General features: G+C 37.4%; 13 protein-coding genes and 4 pseudogenes. 6 read left to right on the plus strand and 11 right to left on the minus strand.

The features are described 5' to 3' along the window. Nucleotides 1-277 precede the first annotated feature (277 nt). Nucleotides 278-821, minus strand: a pseudogene (locus CCC20_RS11460) (phosphodiester glycosidase family protein); the annotation flags it as partial. 162 nt (nucleotides 822-983) lie between these two features. Between CCC20_RS11460 and CCC20_RS00170 the strand changes: the two are divergent. The 4 genes from CCC20_RS00170 to CCC20_RS00185 all read left to right on the plus strand — a co-directional run bounded on the left by CCC20_RS00170 (nucleotide 984) and on the right by CCC20_RS00185 (nucleotide 4,827). Then, nucleotides 984-1,670 (plus strand): phosphopantothenate--cysteine ligase, encoded by a 687-nt coding sequence (locus CCC20_RS00170; RefSeq protein ID WP_117567106.1) that lies wholly within the window; start codon nucleotides 984-986, stop codon nucleotides 1,668-1,670. Further along, nucleotides 1,663-2,208 carry a phosphopantothenoylcysteine decarboxylase gene (coaC, locus tag CCC20_RS00175; RefSeq protein ID WP_117479554.1) on the plus strand — a complete coding sequence of 182 codons (546 nt, stop codon included), beginning with the start codon at nucleotides 1,663-1,665 and terminating at the stop codon, nucleotides 2,206-2,208. Before CCC20_RS00170 ends, coaC begins: the two co-directional genes overlap by 8 nt. A gap of 110 nt (nucleotides 2,209-2,318) precedes the next feature. Next, nucleotides 2,319-2,891, plus strand: a complete 573-nt coding sequence (locus tag CCC20_RS00180; protein ID WP_013851845.1) for an ECF transporter S component — start codon at nucleotides 2,319-2,321, stop codon at nucleotides 2,889-2,891. Between the two features lie 220 nt (nucleotides 2,892-3,111). Next, nucleotides 3,112-4,827 (plus strand): phospho-sugar mutase, encoded by a 1,716-nt coding sequence (locus tag CCC20_RS00185; protein WP_117479556.1) that lies wholly within the window; start codon nucleotides 3,112-3,114, stop codon nucleotides 4,825-4,827. A gap of 147 nt (nucleotides 4,828-4,974) precedes the next feature. Here CCC20_RS00185 and CCC20_RS00190 read toward each other — a convergent pair. The 5 genes and pseudogenes from CCC20_RS00190 to gyrA all read right to left on the minus strand — a co-directional run. Next, nucleotides 4,975-5,439, minus strand: a pseudogene (locus tag CCC20_RS00190) (divalent metal cation transporter); the annotation flags it as partial. A 216-nt stretch (nucleotides 5,440-5,655) separates the two neighbouring features. Further along, nucleotides 5,656-6,603 carry a DUF1002 domain-containing protein gene (locus CCC20_RS00195; RefSeq protein WP_370695859.1) on the minus strand — a complete coding sequence of 316 codons (948 nt, stop codon included), beginning with the start codon at nucleotides 6,601-6,603 and terminating at the stop codon, nucleotides 5,656-5,658. 107 nt (nucleotides 6,604-6,710) lie between these two features. Then, on the minus strand, nucleotides 6,711-7,124 hold the full coding sequence (gene gloA2 / locus CCC20_RS00200) for an SMU1112c/YaeR family gloxylase I-like metalloprotein (RefSeq protein WP_013851848.1): 414 nt from the start codon (nucleotides 7,122-7,124) through the stop codon (nucleotides 6,711-6,713). 50 nt (nucleotides 7,125-7,174) lie between these two features. Further along, nucleotides 7,175-7,921: a class A sortase gene (locus CCC20_RS00205; RefSeq protein ID WP_003064852.1), complete on the minus strand. Its 747-nt coding sequence runs from the start codon at nucleotides 7,919-7,921 to the stop codon at nucleotides 7,175-7,177. A gap of 1 nt (nucleotide 7,922) precedes the next feature. After that, nucleotides 7,923-10,379: a DNA gyrase subunit A gene (gene gyrA, locus CCC20_RS00210; RefSeq protein WP_003064854.1), complete on the minus strand. Its 2,457-nt coding sequence runs from the start codon at nucleotides 10,377-10,379 to the stop codon at nucleotides 7,923-7,925. 207 nt (nucleotides 10,380-10,586) lie between these two features. On the opposite strand from gyrA, the gene CCC20_RS00215 reads away from it, so the two are divergent. After that, nucleotides 10,587-11,576 (plus strand): L-lactate dehydrogenase, encoded by a 990-nt coding sequence (locus tag CCC20_RS00215; protein ID WP_003064856.1) that lies wholly within the window; start codon nucleotides 10,587-10,589, stop codon nucleotides 11,574-11,576. A gap of 59 nt (nucleotides 11,577-11,635) precedes the next feature. On the opposite strand, the gene nox is transcribed toward CCC20_RS00215, so the two are convergent. Together nox and CCC20_RS00225 are read right to left on the minus strand one after the other, a co-directional pair. Beyond that, nucleotides 11,636-13,003, minus strand: a complete 1,368-nt coding sequence (gene nox / locus CCC20_RS00220) for a H2O-forming NADH oxidase (RefSeq protein WP_048791194.1) — start codon at nucleotides 13,001-13,003, stop codon at nucleotides 11,636-11,638. A gap of 140 nt (nucleotides 13,004-13,143) precedes the next feature. Next, nucleotides 13,144-13,406, minus strand: a pseudogene (locus tag CCC20_RS00225) (IS3 family transposase); the annotation flags it as partial. A gap of 120 nt (nucleotides 13,407-13,526) precedes the next feature. Between CCC20_RS00225 and CCC20_RS00230 the strand changes: the two are divergent. Then, nucleotides 13,527-13,862 (plus strand): annotated as a pseudogene (locus CCC20_RS00230) (transposase); the annotation flags it as partial. Nucleotides 13,863-13,904: 42 nt separating this feature from the next. Here the strand turns inward: CCC20_RS00230 and CCC20_RS00235 are convergent. The 3 genes from CCC20_RS00235 to CCC20_RS00245 are packed head-to-tail and all read right to left on the minus strand — an operon-like array spanning nucleotide 13,905 to nucleotide 17,446. Next, nucleotides 13,905-14,861 (minus strand): ABC transporter permease, encoded by a 957-nt coding sequence (locus CCC20_RS00235; RefSeq protein WP_003064861.1) that lies wholly within the window; start codon nucleotides 14,859-14,861, stop codon nucleotides 13,905-13,907. A 1-nt stretch (nucleotide 14,862) separates the two neighbouring features. Further along, a complete protein-coding gene (locus tag CCC20_RS00240; protein ID WP_058692293.1) occupies nucleotides 14,863-15,915 on the minus strand; it encodes an ABC transporter permease in 1,053 nt (350 codons plus the stop codon). Continuing rightward, a complete protein-coding gene (locus tag CCC20_RS00245) occupies nucleotides 15,908-17,446 on the minus strand; it encodes an ABC transporter ATP-binding protein (protein ID WP_041973424.1) in 1,539 nt (512 codons plus the stop codon). Before CCC20_RS00245 ends, CCC20_RS00240 begins: the two co-directional genes overlap by 8 nt. Between the last annotated feature and the right edge of the window lie 119 nt (nucleotides 17,447-17,565).

Consider the following 17,565-nt stretch of genomic DNA (forward strand, 5'->3'; position numbering starts at 1 on the left):
AGATTTGTATTTAGTAAGCCTTGGATTGTTGCACTGATAAGGCTGATTGTTTGGTGATATTAATTATTCCACCATCAATATTGAGTGTAGATATTTCTTAAAGAAGTATCTTCGTTATTATTATCGGAATGAATAGCACCTTCGGTAGAAGTCAAATTAAGACCTGATAAAAATGATGCCACCACTCCTGCTAAAGGCGCTAGAAACATTAATCGCATGAAAATGGAAGATTCACCGTATGTTCGTTTAGTATTCGTGGATTTTCTGCCATAGCTTATCTAACTTCTTCAGATTCAGAAACAGCAATTAAACCATTTAAATAAAGGGTGGACTAACAGTAAAGGTATTGACAACACTACTGTCGTAACGTTCCAAAACTACCATCTGAATAGATAGCTAAATCATCATAATCAGATTGTCGATTGGTACTACGATATATCACACCGTTTTTAATCACATAACCTGACGTATTAGCGCTGTAATAGTCACCGTTAATGGCAAAAATGCATTTTTACTTGAAGCTATACTAGACGTGGTTTCTGTAATATTCGTTCCCAAAGTGTCCTGCGCTAACGCTGTTTTTAAATAATCTGTACTAGAAAGTGTAATATCTGCTACATAATACGTTGTATTGCTTGTGTTTCCTGTCGTAATGATGATAGAGATATTGTCATCTTGATATGAAGTATCTGTTGTCGTCACTTCGCCTATTTCTGTCGATGCCGTCGTGCTACTGCAACTTTAGTTACCGCTGATGGTATCACAAATGTTTTCAAAAGAACATAAACATTTGCAGATAATATAACAAAGTGTAAGCATATTTTTTAGAAGTCTCATCACCTTCTCTGTTCATCCAACATAAACTTAGTTAAGCCTATCAAATTGGGCCAAAGATCTTCTGAAAAATAGCTAAAAGAAAACCAAATTCTTGATTTTTGTATTAATCAATTTACGAAAAAAATGTTTTTGTGTACAATAAATCTATGAAAATCTTAATCACATCTGGTGGAACAACCGAAAAAATCGATTCTGTTCGTGGTATTACTAATCACGCAACAGGAAGTTTAGGAAAATACATTGCAGAAATATTTTTACAAAATGGACACGAGGTGACTTTAGTAACGACCAAAGAAGCTGTCAAACCTCAAAAACAACCATATTTGACAACCTATATCGTCTCAAATGTTGATAGTTTGGTTGAAACTTTAGAGCCACTTGTTAAGACACATGATGTTTTTATTCATAGCATGGCTGTGTCTGATTACACTCCTCTCTATATGACTGATTTAGATGAGATTGAAAATGCCGAGCATATTTCCGATTTGCTGACACAGCAAAATACCGAATCAAAAATTTCATCTAAAGCAGACTATCAAGTGCTCTTTTTAAAGAAAACGCCTAAAGTCATCAGCTTGGTCAAAACATGGAATCCTGATATCATGCTGATTGGCTTTAAATTGTTGGTTAACGTCAGCAAGGATGAATTGTTTGCGGTGGCGCGTGCTAGTTTGAAGAAAAATAAAGCACACTATATCGTCGCCAATGATTTAAATGAAATCAATGGGACACAGCACCACGCTTATTTGCTCAGTGAAAACGACGTAACCGAAGCCGAAACAAAAGCTGAGTTGGCTAAATTAATTTTTGAAAGGGTGACAAATCATGACTAAAACAATCGTACTGGCTGTTTCAGGGAGCATTTCTGCCTACAAAGCAGCTGATTTAAGCAATCAGTTAACCAAATTAGGGTATCAAGTGCACATTTTAATGACTGAGGCTGCAACGCAATTTATAGCGCCACTAACATTGCAAGTTTTATCAAAAAATCCTGTTCATCTTGATGTTATGAAAGAAGACGACCCAAAAGTTGTTAATCATATTGAACTAGCAAAACAAGCCGACTTATTCGTAGTTGCTCCTGCTTCTGCTAATACAATCGCTAAATTAGCTCATGGTATCGCAGATAATATTGTTACAGCAACTGCGCTAGCTTTGCCGACAGATACTCCCAAATTGATTGCGCCAGCTATGAATACCAAGATGTATGACAATCCACTAACGCAACGCAATTTACAAATCTTGCAAGAAGTCGGTTATCAAGAAATTGAACCGCGTTCAAGCATGCTTGCCTGCGGTGATGTTGGACGTGGTGCTCTTGCTGAATTAGACGCTATCATTCAAAAAATTCAAGACACCATTGAGAACTAAAAATCAAAATCGACACTTGTCGAGACAGCTGTAAATTGGTATAATGAATTGGGCATTTGGAAAACTAAAAATTTCAAATGCTACATTTTTCAGTCCATTTAGGAGGAATTATGAAAAAAAATAAAGCAGCAACCGATGTTGCTATTATTGCTATCTTCTTTGCTATTATGCTTGTGATAAATTTTCTAACAAGCTTAGTGTTTAACCTTTGGCCTGTTCCAATCAAGCCTACGCTCGTGCATGTTCCAGTTATTATCGCTTCTATTGTCTATGGACCACGAATTGGCGCTATCCTAGGTGGATTAATGGGGATTATGAGTGTTACCGTAAACACTCTGACATTGTTACCAACAAGTTATCTCTTTTCTCCATTCGTTGAAAACGGGAATTTTGCTTCGCTAATCATTGCTCTTGTTCCACGTATTCTAATCGGTATAACACCTTATTTTGTTTATAAATGGCTACATAATAGAACTGGACTTGTTATCGCTGGTGCGATTGGTTCGATGACAAATACCATTTTCGTTTTGGGAGGCATTTTCCTACTCTTCTCAAACGTTTATAACGGAAATATCCAAGCTCTGCTTGCTATTGTTTTTGGAACAAATGCTATCGCTGAAATGATTATTTCTGCCATTTTAACACTTGCACTTGTTCCAAGTTTACAAAAAATTAAAAATTAATGTTGAAAATCATGGGCTAAAAAGCTCGTGATTTTTTACTTAAAGCTAGTAAAATTTTCAAGTGTTTTCAAGAGTTAAACAACCGTTTGCGTAATCTTCAAAAAATTCCTCAAAACCCTTATATATCAATATATTCACTTATCTCAAATTAGGACTAGAAAAATCTTTTACAAAGTGGTATAATGAAAGCGTTTAGAAGAACAGAAAAAGGAGTTCCATTATGACTTATACTGAAAACTATCAAAAATGGCTTGACTTTGCGGAACTACCCGACTATCTCCGCGAAGAATTGGTAGCCATGGATGAGAAAACCAAAGAAGACGCCTTCTATACAAATCTTGAGTTTGGTACTGCAGGCATGCGTGGTATCATTGGTGCTGGTACTAACCGCATTAACATCTACGTTGTCCGCCAAGCAACTGAAGGTTTGGCAAAACTCATCGAAACTAAAGGTGAAGACGTTAAAAAACGTGGTGTTGCGATTGCTTACGATTCTCGCCACTTCTCACCAGAATTCGCATTTGAATCTGCTCAAGTTTTAGCAAAACATGGTATTAAAACTTATGTCTTTGAATCACTTCGTCCAACACCAGAATTGTCATTTGCAGTTCGTCATCTTGGCACATTTGCAGGTATCATGGTAACTGCTAGTCACAACCCAGCTCCATTTAACGGTTATAAAGTTTATGGTGAAGACGGTGGACAAATGCCACCAGCTGACGCTGACGCTTTGACTGACTTTATCCGTGCTATCGAAGATCCATTTGCTATCGAATTGGCTGACCTTGAAGAAAGCAAGGCTTCTGGTCTTATCGAAGTTATCGGTGAAGCTGTCGATGCTGAATACCTTAAAGAAGTCAAAGATGTTAACATCAACCAAAAATTGATTGATGAATACGGTAAAGACATGAAGATTGTTTACACACCACTTCATGGTACTGGTGAAATGCTTGCTCGTCGCGCACTTGCTCAAGCTGGTTTTGATTCAGTTCAAGTTGTTGAAGCTCAAGCTGTTCCAGACCCAGATTTCTCTACTGTAAAATCTCCAAATCCAGAAAACCAAGAAGCTTTTGCTCTTGCTGAAGAACTTGGTCGTAAAGTTGACGCTGATGTTCTTGTCGCAACTGACCCAGATGCTGACCGTCTCGGCGTTGAAATTCGTCAAGCAGACGGTTCATACCGTAACCTTTCTGGTAACCAAATCGGTGCCATTATCGCTAAATACATTCTTGAAGCTCACAAAACAGCTGGAACTCTTCCAGAAAATGCAGCTTTGGCAAAATCAATCGTTTCAACTGAATTGGTAACAAAAATTGCTGAAAGCTACGGCGCTACAATGTTTAATGTCTTGACTGGTTTCAAATTTATCGCTGAAAAAATTCAAGAATTTGAAGAAAAACATAACCACACTTACATGTTTGGTTTCGAAGAAAGCTTCGGTTACCTTATTAAACCGTTCGTACGTGATAAAGATGCTGTTCAAGCTGTTCTTACCGTTGCTGAAATTGCAGCTTACTATCGCTCACGTGGTTTGACATTGGCTGACGGTATTGAAGAAATCTACAAAGAATACGGGTACTTCGCGGAAAAAACAATCTCAGTTACGCTTAGCGGTGTTGATGGAGCTGCTGAAATCAAGAAAATTATGGATAAATTCCGTGACAATGCCCCTGCACAATTCAACACAACTGATATTGTAAAAACTGAAGACTTCTTGACTCAAACAGCCACAAGCGCAAACGGCGTTGAAAAATTGACAACTCCACCAAGCAATGTATTGAAATACACACTTGCAGACGATTCTTGGATTGCCGTTCGCCCTTCAGGTACTGAACCAAAAATCAAATTCTATATCGCTACAGTTGGTACAGACTTAGCTGATGCAGAAGCTAAAATTACTAATATCGAAAAAGAAATCAACAATTTCGTTAAATAATGATTGATTGATTAATATCAAAACAACTCCTCATGATAGAAGGAGTTGTTTTTTTACTTATTTAATAAAGAATTATATTGATTTTAAAATAAAAAGTCCCCCATTATTATGAGGTAGTCAAATATATAAATAGCTATAGAACCAAGGTTAGATGTTACCAGTTAGCCATGCGATGATAAAGAATAAAGCAAAACCAAATAGATAAATAAGACCGATGATTGATAACCTTTTAAGTCGAGGTTTAACTTGATGTTCTTTGTTATTTACTAATGAATAATTAAGATAAGCAAAGAATGGCGTTGTGATGAATGATGCAATCATTGCAAAACGAAGCATTGTTGCAATATTACCAGCAAAAAGATAAACAATGACCAATCCAATAACTGCTGTCAATGTCATCCAACCATAAAGTACTTTTTGAGAAGCTTCCTTTTTGTCAAGAAGTAAACGGAGCGCTTCGTTATTCGCAAGTGAATATCCGTCAATAACTGTGATAACCGTTCCGAAAATACATAGGAAAGCAATAAGCGTAATCAAGAAACGAGACCATTCGCCAAGAACAGAATCGTACATATTGATAGATTGAGCAATGTAAGCTGCTGAAGCGCTTTTTGCTTAGTTCGCCAATTCGATTGTTGTTCTATATTTTCAGTCATAAAACAGACCTCTTCCTAAATATTTTTAAATATTCAGATAATTCCGACTTGTGTAAACGCAATTTTACAACTTACCTATCAGAAAGTCAACCTTATTTTAGGAAAAAGTTTGAAAAAAATGAGTATTAAAAATCCCCGCTTTTCAAAGCGAGGAAAATCATAAATTTACAGCTTAGTTAAATAGATTTTTAAAGAAATTAACAATTGCTTGCCAAATGTTCGCTAGGAAGCCTTTGCTTGATTCCAAAGCGTTTGTGGCATCAAAATTAAGATTAATTCCTTTAAATGTTGAACTTGCATTTGAAACAATGCTATCTTTCAAAGAGGCAAGTGTCGATTTAAAACTACTGCTATCAATGATACTTGATTTTGAAAGGTTAAAAGCAAAGTTAACAATCAAGGTAATTTGGTCACTTGACAAAACATCTTTTAGCTCATAATTATCAAGGGTTTCTTCAACGATTTTACGAACATCTTCTTTTGAAACGCCATCACCAGCATCTGCAACGGCTGATTTAATGTCGGTTAAGGCAACGTTCAACTTGTCAGCATCATAACCGTCTGTTCCTTGATTCTCAGAATTGATAGTCGATAGAGCTTCTAACTCTTCTTGAGCTAATTCTTTGCTTTCATCAGAAACATCAACACCATTTTCTTCTAAAGAATAATAAATTCCAGCTAACGCTGACTCACCTGTAACAGCGATTGGCGAAGCTACTGTAATAGCTGCATGCTCAATTCCTAATGTAACAGCTGCATTTCGATACATATCTTCGGTAACTTTTGTAATATTCTCTGGTGTGACAATATTAACCGTCAATGTTTCTGAAGAACCTAATTTTTGAATTTTAACAGATGAATACAATTGCAAGCTAGAATCGTCTGCAACGTTCATAATATTAGCATAGGCACTTGTTGTAATGGTCTTAACACTTGTATCCTTTGAACTGTCATACCCTAACAAAGCTAGCGTTTGTGAGCGTTGGTCATCTGACAAAGAGTATCCTAAAACATAGTCGGGTTGAACATAAGTTTCATCAATAACATCCTGAACAGAGTTACTTGATGCTTGAACGCTGTTAACAGTGATAATAGATAAAGCTGCTAAAGCACAAGTCATCAATGTCTTTTTAAATTTCATCTTAATCATTTTCCTTTCTCTTAGAGACCTTATTATACCATTTATTGAGAATTCAGTCTGAAAAAACTGTTTTATTTCACGCTAAACTACTCATGTAATTCTAGTGGCAAACCATCCGGGTCGAAAAAGAAGGTCATTTTCTTACCTGTATAATCATCATAGCGAACAGGTTGAACATAAATTCCCTTGCTTTCCAACTCAGCTTTGTAAGCGTCAACATCATTAACATAAAAAGCCAAATGACGTAGCCCACAAGCCTCCATATGATACTTAGGTTGCCCAACACGTTTTGGCGGTGCAACATAATATGGATCACTAAGCTTATTTCCAAAAATCTCTAATTCAATCGTTCCACATTTTAAATCAAGTTTGTAATCGTGGCGCTCTGGTCTATGATTTTCACGAATAATCTCAAAACCTAGTTTATTGACGTAAAAATCACGTGATTTTTCATAGTCAGAGACAATGAGTGCGACATGGTGAACTGCATTTAATTTCATTATTTTCTCCTTAACAAGAAATAAAAGCTGGGGTTGTCCCAACTTTTACCTTAAAATGTCATTTGATTATAGGAATACTCAAATGCTTCAAGAATATCATCTGATGCCTCGTTATAAGCCACGGAAGATTCAAGGTTTCCTTTAACGACAATACGTTCAGTTGCTTCTTGGTCCATGCAAGTAACAAGTGTCACTTGAGATTGTCCAGGAACGTCGTTGATAACCTCTGAACGATCTGGGGTAACTGATTCAACCTCTGTAATCACATAAGTGTAAATGGTTGATTTATCTGTTAAATAAATTTTCATTCCCACTTTTGCGTTTTCTAGAGGAGAAAAAAGCATTTTGGAAGAACCAACCAAGCCAAATACGTGATGACTAGCTAGAGCGTAATTATTTTCACCACCCATGACTTGGTTTTCTTTCATTGTTCCAGCTCCATAGGATAATTCTGTATTTCCTAGTCCTTTAAAAATTGGCAAATTAATACCAACATCTGGCACTGCTATGCCACCAATAACGGGCAGATTAGCACTATTTGCCTGAGCTTTTAAAACAGATTGAGTGGAAACGGGTTCTACTGATGAAAAATCATAAGTAACATCAGCACTCTCATTTTCCTTGATTTTCTTTTTAGAAACTTTAGTGATTTGATAATGATTTGACTCTTGACCAATCAAAAAATTACAAATAGATTTGTGAAAAATCAAAGCTATGCCAACAACCAATAAAAGCAAACATAAAAACAATCTAAGAGTGTTCCAGAACCGATATGTTTTTTTCTCTTTTTTTACCATATTACTCTAGGTCTTCTCCAGTTTTTTCTTCCTCTTCTTCTGGCTCAACAAGTGCAAACGTCATAAGTTTAGCGTCTTGGTCAAGTTTCATGATTTTTACACCTAATGTGGCACGACCTGTTTGTGAGATACTAGCAACATTTGTACGAATAATAACCCCTGTGTCAGTAATAACCATAATATCTTCATCGCCATTCACGGTTGCTAAGCCTGCTAACTGGCCATTCTTTTCAGTAATATTTGCAGTCTTAATACCTTTACCACCACGACCTTTGGTTGGGTATTCTGAAGCTAATGTACGTTTTCCGTAACCTTTTTCCGTAATAACAAGTACTTCTTGGTCATCTGAAATACGTGAAGCTCCGACCACTTCATCACCTTCACGAAGATTGACACCACGAACACCTGTAGCAGAACGGCTCATGCTACGCACGGCAGACTCATTGAAACGAACGCTGTAACCAGTTTTAGTACCGATAATAATATCGTTGTTACCATTTGTTCTGATAACGTTGATTAATTCATCACCATCTTTAAGATTAAGGGCTTTTAGTCCATTTTGGCGAATATTGCTAAATTCAGATTCTAGGGTACGTTTAACAACACCTTGACGCGTAACGAAGAAAAGATAACTTTCTTTGTCATCATGCCCAGACTGACTAATGATTGTCTGAACGATTTCACCTTCATCTAATTTCAAAAGGTTAACAATTGGCAATCCTTTGGCTGTACGTCCATATTCTGGGATTTCATAAGCTTTCAAGCGATAAACGCGACCTTTGTTTGTCATAAAATAAACATGGTCGTGGGTACTTGTGGATACCAATTCACGAACAAAATCATCATCATTAACACCAGTACCTTGAACACCACGTCCACCACGTTTTTGGGCACGGAATTCATCTTGCGCCAAACGTTTAATATACCCTTTATTTGAAAGAGTAATAAGAACGTCTTCTTCTTCAATCAAGTCTTCGTCTTCAAGAGAAAGAACTTCCCCAACCATCAATTCTGTACGACGTGGGTCAGCATACTTACGCTTGATGTCATCCATTTCTTCTTTGATGATCGCGACAACACGTTCTGGTTTTGCTAAAATATCAGCTAAATCAGCAATTAAAGCAAGCAAATCATCATATTCAGCTTGGATTTTTTCACGTTCCAAACCTGTCAAACGACGAAGACGCATATCAAGGATAGCTTGGCTTTGACGTTCAGACAAATCAAAACGGCTCATCAATTCACCTTGGGCAATCACATCTGTTTCACTGTTTCGGATAATGCTGATAACCTCATCAAGGTGATCAAGTGCAACCAGCAACCCTTCTAAGATGTGAGCGCGTTTTTCAGCCTTAGCTTTATCAAATTCTGTACGACGAACAATAACTTCTTTTTGATGTTCAATATAATCAACAATGATTTGTTTTAAAGAAAGAATCTTTGGTACACCATTTTCAATAGCGAGCATATTAAAGCTAAAGTTTGTTTGTAAACTGGTTAATTTAAACAAGTTATTTAAGATAACATTTGCTGAAGCATCGCGGCGTACTTCGATGACGAAACGAATACCTTCACGGCTTGATTCATCACGAACAGCTGTAATTCCTTCAATACGTTTTTCTTGCGCTAAGCGAACAATGTGTTCATGTACTTTCGTCTTGTTAACACCGTATGGGAATTCTGTGACAACGATACGTTCGCGTCCACTCTTAGTTGTTTCAATTTCAGTGCGAGAACGTAAAACGATTGATCCTTTACCTGTTTCGTAAGCTTTACGAATACCAGATTTTCCCATAACAAGTGCACCTGTTGGAAAGTCAGGACCAGGCAAGACTTCCATTAGTTCACGTGTTGTTACGTCAGGGTTATCCATAACCAGCTTGACGGCATCAATAGACTCTCCTAAGTTGTGCGGTGGGATATTCGTTGCCATACCAACAGCAATCCCTGTAGCGCCATTAACAAGCAAGTTTGGAAAACGTGACGGCAAAACAAGCGGCTCGCGCTCACTACCATCGTAGTTATCTTGAAAGTCAACGGTATTTTTGTTAATATCACGAAGCATTTCAAGAGCAATTTTGCTCATGCGTGCTTCTGTATAACGCTGAGCAGCAGCACCGTCACCATCCATAGAACCGAAGTTCCCGTGCCCATCAACAAGCATATGACGATAGCTCCACCACTGTGCCATACGAACCATGGCTTCATAAATAGACGAATCGCCATGTGGGTGATATTTACCCATAACATCCCCAGTGATACGCGCAGATTTCTTATGAGGTTTGTCTGGTGTCACACCGAGCTCATTCATTCCATATAAAATACGACGATGAACTGGTTTTAATCCATCGCGTACATCCGGAAGCGCACGAGCGACAATAACAGACATGGCGTAATCAATAAAGCTTGTCTTCATTTCTGAAGTCAGATTTACGTCAATTAAATTCTTATCCTGCATTAAGGAAAAACACTCCTTTTCTAGTGTAAAACTCTACTTCATTATACCACATTTTTGGCAAAAATAGCGCTTTTTCGCCAGAATCACTTGCTTTCTTGTTTTTTTCAAAGTTTTTACAATTTAGTTCGTGACATATCTTACTTAACGTGTTAAAATATTATCGTATGGGCGAGAGTCCCTAAAAAAATTAAGGAGATGTTTAGATAAATGACTGCAACTAAACAACACAAAAAAGTTATCCTTGTTGGTGACGGTGCCGTAGGTTCATCTTACGCATTCGCACTTGTAAACCAAGGAATCGCACAAGAACTTGGTATCATCGAAATCCCACAATTGTTCGACAAAGCTGTTGGGGATGCTGAAGACCTTAGCCACGCTCTTGCTTTCACTTCACCTAAAAAAATCTATGCTGCTAAATACGAAGACTGTGCAGATGCTGACCTTGTTGTTATCACTGCTGGTGCACCTCAAAAACCAGGTGAAACTCGTCTTGACCTTGTTGGTAAAAACCTTGCTATCAACAAATCAATCGTAACTGAAGTTGTTAAATCTGGTTTCAACGGAATTTTCTTAGTCGCTGCTAACCCAGTTGACGTTTTGACTTACTCTACATGGAAATTCTCTGGCTTCCCTAAAGAACGCGTTATTGGTTCAGGTACTTCACTTGACTCAGCTCGTTTCCGTCAAGCATTGGCTGAAAAACTTGATGTTGATGCACGTTCAGTTCACGCATACATCATGGGTGAACACGGTGACTCAGAGTTTGCAGTTTGGTCACACGCTAACGTTGCAGGTGTAAACCTTGAAAACTACCTAAAAGATGTTCAAAACGTTAACGAAGCTGAATTGGTTGAACTTTTCGAAGGTGTTCGTGATGCTGCTTACTCAATCATCAACAAAAAAGGTGCTACATTCTATGGTATCGCTGTTGCGCTTGCTCGTATCACTAAAGCAATCCTTAATGACGAAAATGCAGTTCTTCCACTTTCTGTATTCCAAGAAGGTCAATACCCTGGCGTAACTGACTGCTACATCGGTCAACCAGCTATCGTTGGTGCTCATGGTATCGTTCGTCCAGTTAATATTCCTTTGAATGACGCTGAACAACAAAAAATGGAAGCTTCTGCTAAAGAATTGAAAGCTATCATCGACGAAGCTTTCTCTAAAGAAGAATTTGCTTCTGCAGCTAAAAACTAATTTTAGTTTTTAGCACACTAAAAGCTATCCTGAATCAGGATAGCTTTTTTGTACTCCACTTATTTCGCATTTAACGCTGCCATTGTAATATAATTGTATGGTTTGTTGAAATGCGGTAGGAAGAATAAGTCTGTTAAAGCAAGTTTATCAATCGTCACTTGTTCTTGGATAGCAAGTGAGAACAAGTGAATCCCCATTGAAATGTCTTTTTTCGCCATTATTTGTGCACCAAGAATGACACGTGATGTTTTATCATAAACAATTTTTAGAGTAACTTGAAAATTATCTTTTTGAATAAATTCCGGCTTTTGATTATCTACATACTCGACTTCAAGAGCATCGAAACCTTTGGCTTTTGCCTTTTCTAAAGTCAATCCTGTCGAAACCATATTCAATCCATAAATTGAAATACCATTTGAACCTTGAACACCTGCTCCTTCTAACTTATGACCGCAAGCGTTGTGTGCGGCAACAATCCCTGTACGGACAGCGTTTGAAGCAAGGGCGATATAGTCTGTTGATTGTGTCGCATTGTTATAAATCGTAGCACAATCCCCGATAGCATAGACACCAGACATACTTGTTTCTTGGTATTTATCAACTAAAAAGGCTCCATTTGGGAACAATTTAATTTTATCTTGAGCCAATGCTGTATTAGGACGGAAACCAACTGCTAGAATAACCATATCGACATCGTATTCTGATTTATCAGTAATGATTTTTTCCACTTTTGTTTTACCAACAATTTCCTGCACAGCTTCTCCAAATGCTAAATGAATGCCATGTTCTTGCAAATTATTTGCCATTGCATCACTCAAATCGCGGTCATAATACCCAGCTAAACAAGTCTCTGCAACGTCAATAAGCGTTACTTCTTTTCCTTTGCGTTGGAAAGCCTCTGCCAACTCAACACCGATATAACCTGCTCCTACAACAGCTACACGAGAAATATCTTTCTCTTTCAATTTCTCGATGACATCTTCAGCATTTTGGTAAAGTTTAACAAATTGAACATTTTCGAGTTTTGATTCAAATTCAAGCGAGTCTTCTTTCATGCTAACACCCTTAATTGGTGGGATGATTGGCTGTGAGCCTGTTGCAAAAATCAATTTATCATATGTTTCAAAATGTTTTTGCCCATCAACAAGTGCTGTGATTTCTTTTTTATCATAATCAATCGATTCCACAGGAGAATTCATATAAACCTTAGCGCCAAGTTGTTCTAATTCATCCTTGTCTGAATAGAATAATCCTTCAGGTCCAGCGATTTGTTCACCAATCCATAATGCCATACCACAACCGAGAAATGAAATATTTGAATTTTGGTCAAAAACAACTACTTCATTTTCAGTACCATAATTGGTTAACATTGTCTTTATGCAAGCTGTACCAGCATGATTTGCTCCAATAACAACAATTTTACTCATAGAAAATAACCTCTAACTAATTAAATTTAACATGATTAATATACCATATTTATAAAACGCTTACAAATAATTTGATTATAAAAAATAAGATGGCTTTTGAATGAACTACATCCCAAAAGTCGGACTATTAATTTTGATAAGGATTTAGTTCTATATTGTACAAAGTTGAGTTTGGCCTTAATACGTTTATTGTTGTTATAAAAATATAATCTGGAGTTGCTTGTTCCTCCAGATTATCCAGCGACTTAAAAGACTTTTCATAACTGTACTTTAAGCTGTCAAAGAAGGACTCCATCATGCCGTTGTCCGGGCTATTTCCCTTGCGTGACATAGTTGGACGAATCCCTTTGGATGCTAAAGACTAGTGCTGATATTACCACCCTTGCTCGCAGTGAAGAATTGTGTAAGCAATTCAAGTTATCTGTGAAATGACGGCGAATTTTTCTAGACATGGTATTTGCCTATTTTCTTTAATGTAGAGCACTTTATAATTTCTGTCTAGTGTAGAGTGTTGATTCAACACGTTCCACAACTAAAAAATTACTACATCCTTTATCAATTACTTCTTTTCCACTTACAAGAAAAGAATACCGAACAATTCTTTGGATTAATTGAGGAAACCTTACCTCAACACAACTACTCTTTTAAAACAGCACTAACAACTTTCATTCACCATAAGAAATACATTACTAACGCCAAACTTGAAGCAACCCACAAGCTCATCAAAGATATTAAACGCAATGCTTTTGGTTATAGGCACTTTAATAACTTTAAAAAACGCATTTACCTCGCTTTAAACATCAAAAAAGCGAGAACAATATCTGTTCTCGCTAGAGCTTATGACACTCATTACGATTGATAAGAAGCCGAAATAAGCTGGTTTTACCAGCTTATTTTTACTTTATTTAGATTTAATATAGTTAACACCATCAGCCTTAGGTGCTACTGCTTTACCAAAGAAGGCAGCCAAAACAACAATTGTCAAAACGTATGGTGCTACCTTTAGGTAAACAGATGGAATACTTGAGAAGAGTGGCAATTGTGCACCGATAATCGCAAGTGACTGTGACAAACCAAAGAACAAACTCGAAAGCATTGCACCGATTGGATTCCAACGACCAAAAATCATAGCAGCCAAAGCAATGAAACCTGGACCAGCAATTGTTGTGACCGCAAAGTTATTAGAGATTGTTTGCGCGTAAACAGCACCTCCGATACCACCAAAGAAACCTGAAATCATAACTCCAGCATAACGCATAAGATAGACATTGATTCCAAGCGTATCAGCAGCTTGTGGATGTTCACCAACAGAACGCAAGCGAAGTCCAAAACGTGTTTTGAAAATGATAAACCATGAAATAAACGATACTAAAATTGCAACGTAGGCAACTAATGATGTATTGTTAAAGAAAATTTGTCCAATAACTGGGATATCTTTCAAAATTGGGAATGAAAAACGTCCGAATGTCTCTGAGATGGTATCCGTCTGTCCTTTACCAAAAAGGTAACGACATAGAAAGACTGCAAATGAAGGGGCAATCAAATTCAATACAGTCCCAGAAACAACGTGGTCTGCTCGAAAATTAATTGTTGCGACAGCGTGGATTAGTGAGTAAAGCAAACCGACGAATCCAGCAACGATTGAGGCAACCCATGGTGTAGCATTGCCGAAAACCTCTGAAAAGCTAAGGTTAAAGAGAACACCAGAAAATGCCCCCATGACCATAATACCTTCAAGTCCCACATTTACAACACCGGCACGTTCAGAGAAAGTTCCGCCGATACTAGTAAAAATTAAAGGTGCAGAATAGATTAACATGGAAGAAACTAATAGGGCTAACATTGTTGTAAAACTCATTTTACTTTCCTCCTTCTATTTTTTTAGTTTTAAGAAAATGACGGATCATATAATCTGCTCCAACGAAGAAAATAATGAAAGCAGAAACAACATCAATAACTTCTGACGGAATACCAATCATACCTGTTTTACCAATTGAAAGAACAGCATACAAGAACGCAGCAAATGGAATACCAATAGCATTATTAACCGCAAGAAGCGAAACCGCCATACCATCCCAACCAATGCTTAATGAACTTGTTTGAGAATAAACATTTTCAAATGTTCCTAGACCTTCTACTGTTCCACCAAGACCAGCAAGTGCTCCTGAGATAATCATTGAAATGATAATTAGGCGTTTAGCAGACATACCAGCGTATTCTGCTGCATGTGGGTTAATACCAACAGATATGATTTCGTAGCCAAGTGTTGTTTTCTTCATCATAAACCAGATGATAATAACAGCGATAAAAGCGATGAAAATACCAATATTCATACGTGAATTGTTTGTTAGTGCTGAGAGCCATTCTGTCTGATAAGAGGCATTTTCAGAAACTTTGATAGTTGCTTCTGTTGTACGCATGATATTGTCAGGAAAAACATTTTGGATAAGGTACTGTGTTGAATACAAGATGATATAGTTCATCATAATTGTGACAATAACTTCACTTGTTCCAAGGAATGCACGTAAAATACCAGGAATTGCACCAGCAATACCACCAGCAACAAGTCCAACAACAATAGTACAAATCACTGAAATTGGTTTTGGTAAATCAGGGAAAGAAAGTGCGAACCACACTGACATTACCCAACCGATTAAAGCTTGACCCGGAAGTCCAACGTTGAAGAAACCAGCTTTTGAAGCAACCGAGAAACCAAGAGCGATTAAGATAAGCGGACCCATAGCACGGAAGATTTCACCAATATTTTTAATAGAACCAAATGCAGTATAAAGTAGGTCGTTATACCCCCAAAGAGGATTATAACCAAAGCAAAGCATGAGGATTGCCCCTAATAACATACCGAGAACAACGGCAATTAAAGGAACAGCCCATTTTTGTGTTTTCTTAGACATTAGCATCCTCCTTTTTCACTTTTCCGCCAGCCATTAAAATACCAAGTTCTTGTTTATTGGTTTGGGCAGCGTCTAAGATACCTTGAATTTTACCATCATGAATAACGGCAATACGGTCGGAAACATCAAGGATTTCATCTAATTCAAAACTAATAACGAGTACAGCTTTTCCTTTATCACGCTCAGCGACAAGACGTTTGCGAATGTATTCAATCGCACCAACATCTAGTCCACGTGTTGGTTGGCTAACAATCAATAAATCTGGGTTACGATCAATTTCACGAGCGATAACTGCTTTTTGTTGGTTACCACCAGAAAGCGCACCGCCTGCTACCAATTCACTAGCAGCGCGGACATCAAATTCTGCCATCAACTCACGGGCGTGTTCGTTTAATTTATTATAGTTCATGAAACCGTGTTTACTAAATGGTTCTTTATAGTATGTTTGAAGAGCGATATTCTCAGCAATTGTCATATCTAGAACCATACCATCACGATGACGATCTTCAGGAACATGACCAACGCCTAACTCCGTAATCTTACGAGGGCGTTCATTTGTCATGTCCACGCCTTTAATGATGACGTTACCTGATTCGACCTTACGAAGACCAGTGATTGCTTCAACAAGTTCACTTTGCCCATTACCATCGATACCAGCAATACCAACAATCTCACCTGCACGGACATCCAGAGAAAGTTCTTTGACCGCAGGAACACCACGATTTTCGTTAACAACTAAATCCTTAACGGAAAGAACAACATCTTTTGGATTAGCAGGAATTTTTTCGGTTTTAAACGAGACAGCACGTCCAACCATCATCTCTGCTAATTCTTCACTTGTTGAATCAGCAACTGGTACTGTTTGAATAGATTTTCCGTGACGAATAACTGTGACCCTGTCAGCAACGGCACGAATTTCATCCAATTTATGCGTGATTAAGATGATAGATTTTCCTTCTTTAACCAAGTTACGCATAATATCAAGTAATTCAGCGATTTCAGAAGGTGTTAAAACAGCTGTTGGTTCGTCAAAGATAATGATATCGGCACCACGATAAAGTGTTTTTAAAATTTCAACACGTTGTTGTGCTCCAACAGTAATATCTGAAATTTTAGCTGACGGATCAACTGCTAGACCGTATCTTTCAGATAGCTCTTTGATTTCTTCAGTTGCTTTTTTTAGATTAAGAATCCCACCTTTTTTGGTTACCTCGTTACCTAAAATAATATTTTCAGCCACTGTAAAAGCTTCAACCAACATAAAGTGCTGGTGAACCATTCCGATTCCCATTTTAGCTGATTTTGAAGGTGAATCTAAACGAGCAACTTCTCCCTTCACTAAAATTTCACCGCTTGTTGGTTGTAAAAGACCGGCAAGCATATTCATCAAAGTCGATTTCCCGGCACCGTTTTCCCCAAGAAGGGCATGGATTTCACCTTTTTTGACTTCTAAATTGATATGGTCATTAGCTACAAAATCACCAAATTTTTTAGTAATTTTACGCATTTCAATGACTTTTTCTTGTGTCATATGTGATCCTTTCAGTCTAATAATTAATAATTTTAGGTCAACTAAGCCCACTAAATTCTCTAAAAAGAGTTTTTTAATGAACTTAACTGAGGTAAAATTGCTATTTCCCTCAGCCCTGA

The sequence above is a fragment of the Streptococcus sp. LMAG:39 genome, assembly GCF_008680485.1.
Classification (GTDB): Bacteria; Bacillota; Bacilli; order Lactobacillales; family Streptococcaceae; genus Streptococcus; species Streptococcus pasteurianus.

What these genes read in the sequence shown, in the direction of transcription:
- CCC20_RS00170 (WP_117567106.1), top strand. Translation starts at nt 984, where the DNA reads ATGAAAATCTTAATCACATCTGGTGGAACAACCGAAAAAATCGATTCT.
- coaC (WP_117479554.1), top strand. Translation starts at nt 1,663, where the DNA reads ATGACTAAAACAATCGTACTGGCTGTTTCAGGGAGCATTTCTGCCTAC.
- CCC20_RS00180 (WP_013851845.1), top strand. Translation starts at nt 2,319, where the DNA reads ATGAAAAAAAATAAAGCAGCAACCGATGTTGCTATTATTGCTATCTTC.
- CCC20_RS00185 (WP_117479556.1), top strand. Translation starts at nt 3,112, where the DNA reads ATGACTTATACTGAAAACTATCAAAAATGGCTTGACTTTGCGGAACTA.
- CCC20_RS00195 (WP_370695859.1), bottom strand. Translation starts at nt 6,603, where the DNA reads ATGACTTGTGCTTTAGCAGCTTTATCTATTATCACTGTTAACAGCGTT.
- gloA2 (WP_013851848.1), bottom strand. Translation starts at nt 7,124, where the DNA reads ATGAAATTAAATGCAGTTCACCATGTCGCACTCATTGTCTCTGACTAT.
- CCC20_RS00205 (WP_003064852.1), bottom strand. Translation starts at nt 7,921, where the DNA reads ATGGTAAAAAAAGAGAAAAAAACATATCGGTTCTGGAACACTCTTAGA.
- gyrA (WP_003064854.1), bottom strand. Translation starts at nt 10,379, where the DNA reads ATGCAGGATAAGAATTTAATTGACGTAAATCTGACTTCAGAAATGAAG.
- CCC20_RS00215 (WP_003064856.1), top strand. Translation starts at nt 10,587, where the DNA reads ATGACTGCAACTAAACAACACAAAAAAGTTATCCTTGTTGGTGACGGT.
- nox (WP_048791194.1), bottom strand. Translation starts at nt 13,003, where the DNA reads ATGAGTAAAATTGTTGTTATTGGAGCAAATCATGCTGGTACAGCTTGC.
- CCC20_RS00235 (WP_003064861.1), bottom strand. Translation starts at nt 14,861, where the DNA reads ATGAGTTTTACAACAATGTTAGCCCTATTAGTTTCTTCCATGTTAATC.
- CCC20_RS00240 (WP_058692293.1), bottom strand. Translation starts at nt 15,915, where the DNA reads ATGTCTAAGAAAACACAAAAATGGGCTGTTCCTTTAATTGCCGTTGTT.
- CCC20_RS00245 (WP_041973424.1), bottom strand. Translation starts at nt 17,446, where the DNA reads ATGACACAAGAAAAAGTCATTGAAATGCGTAAAATTACTAAAAAATTT.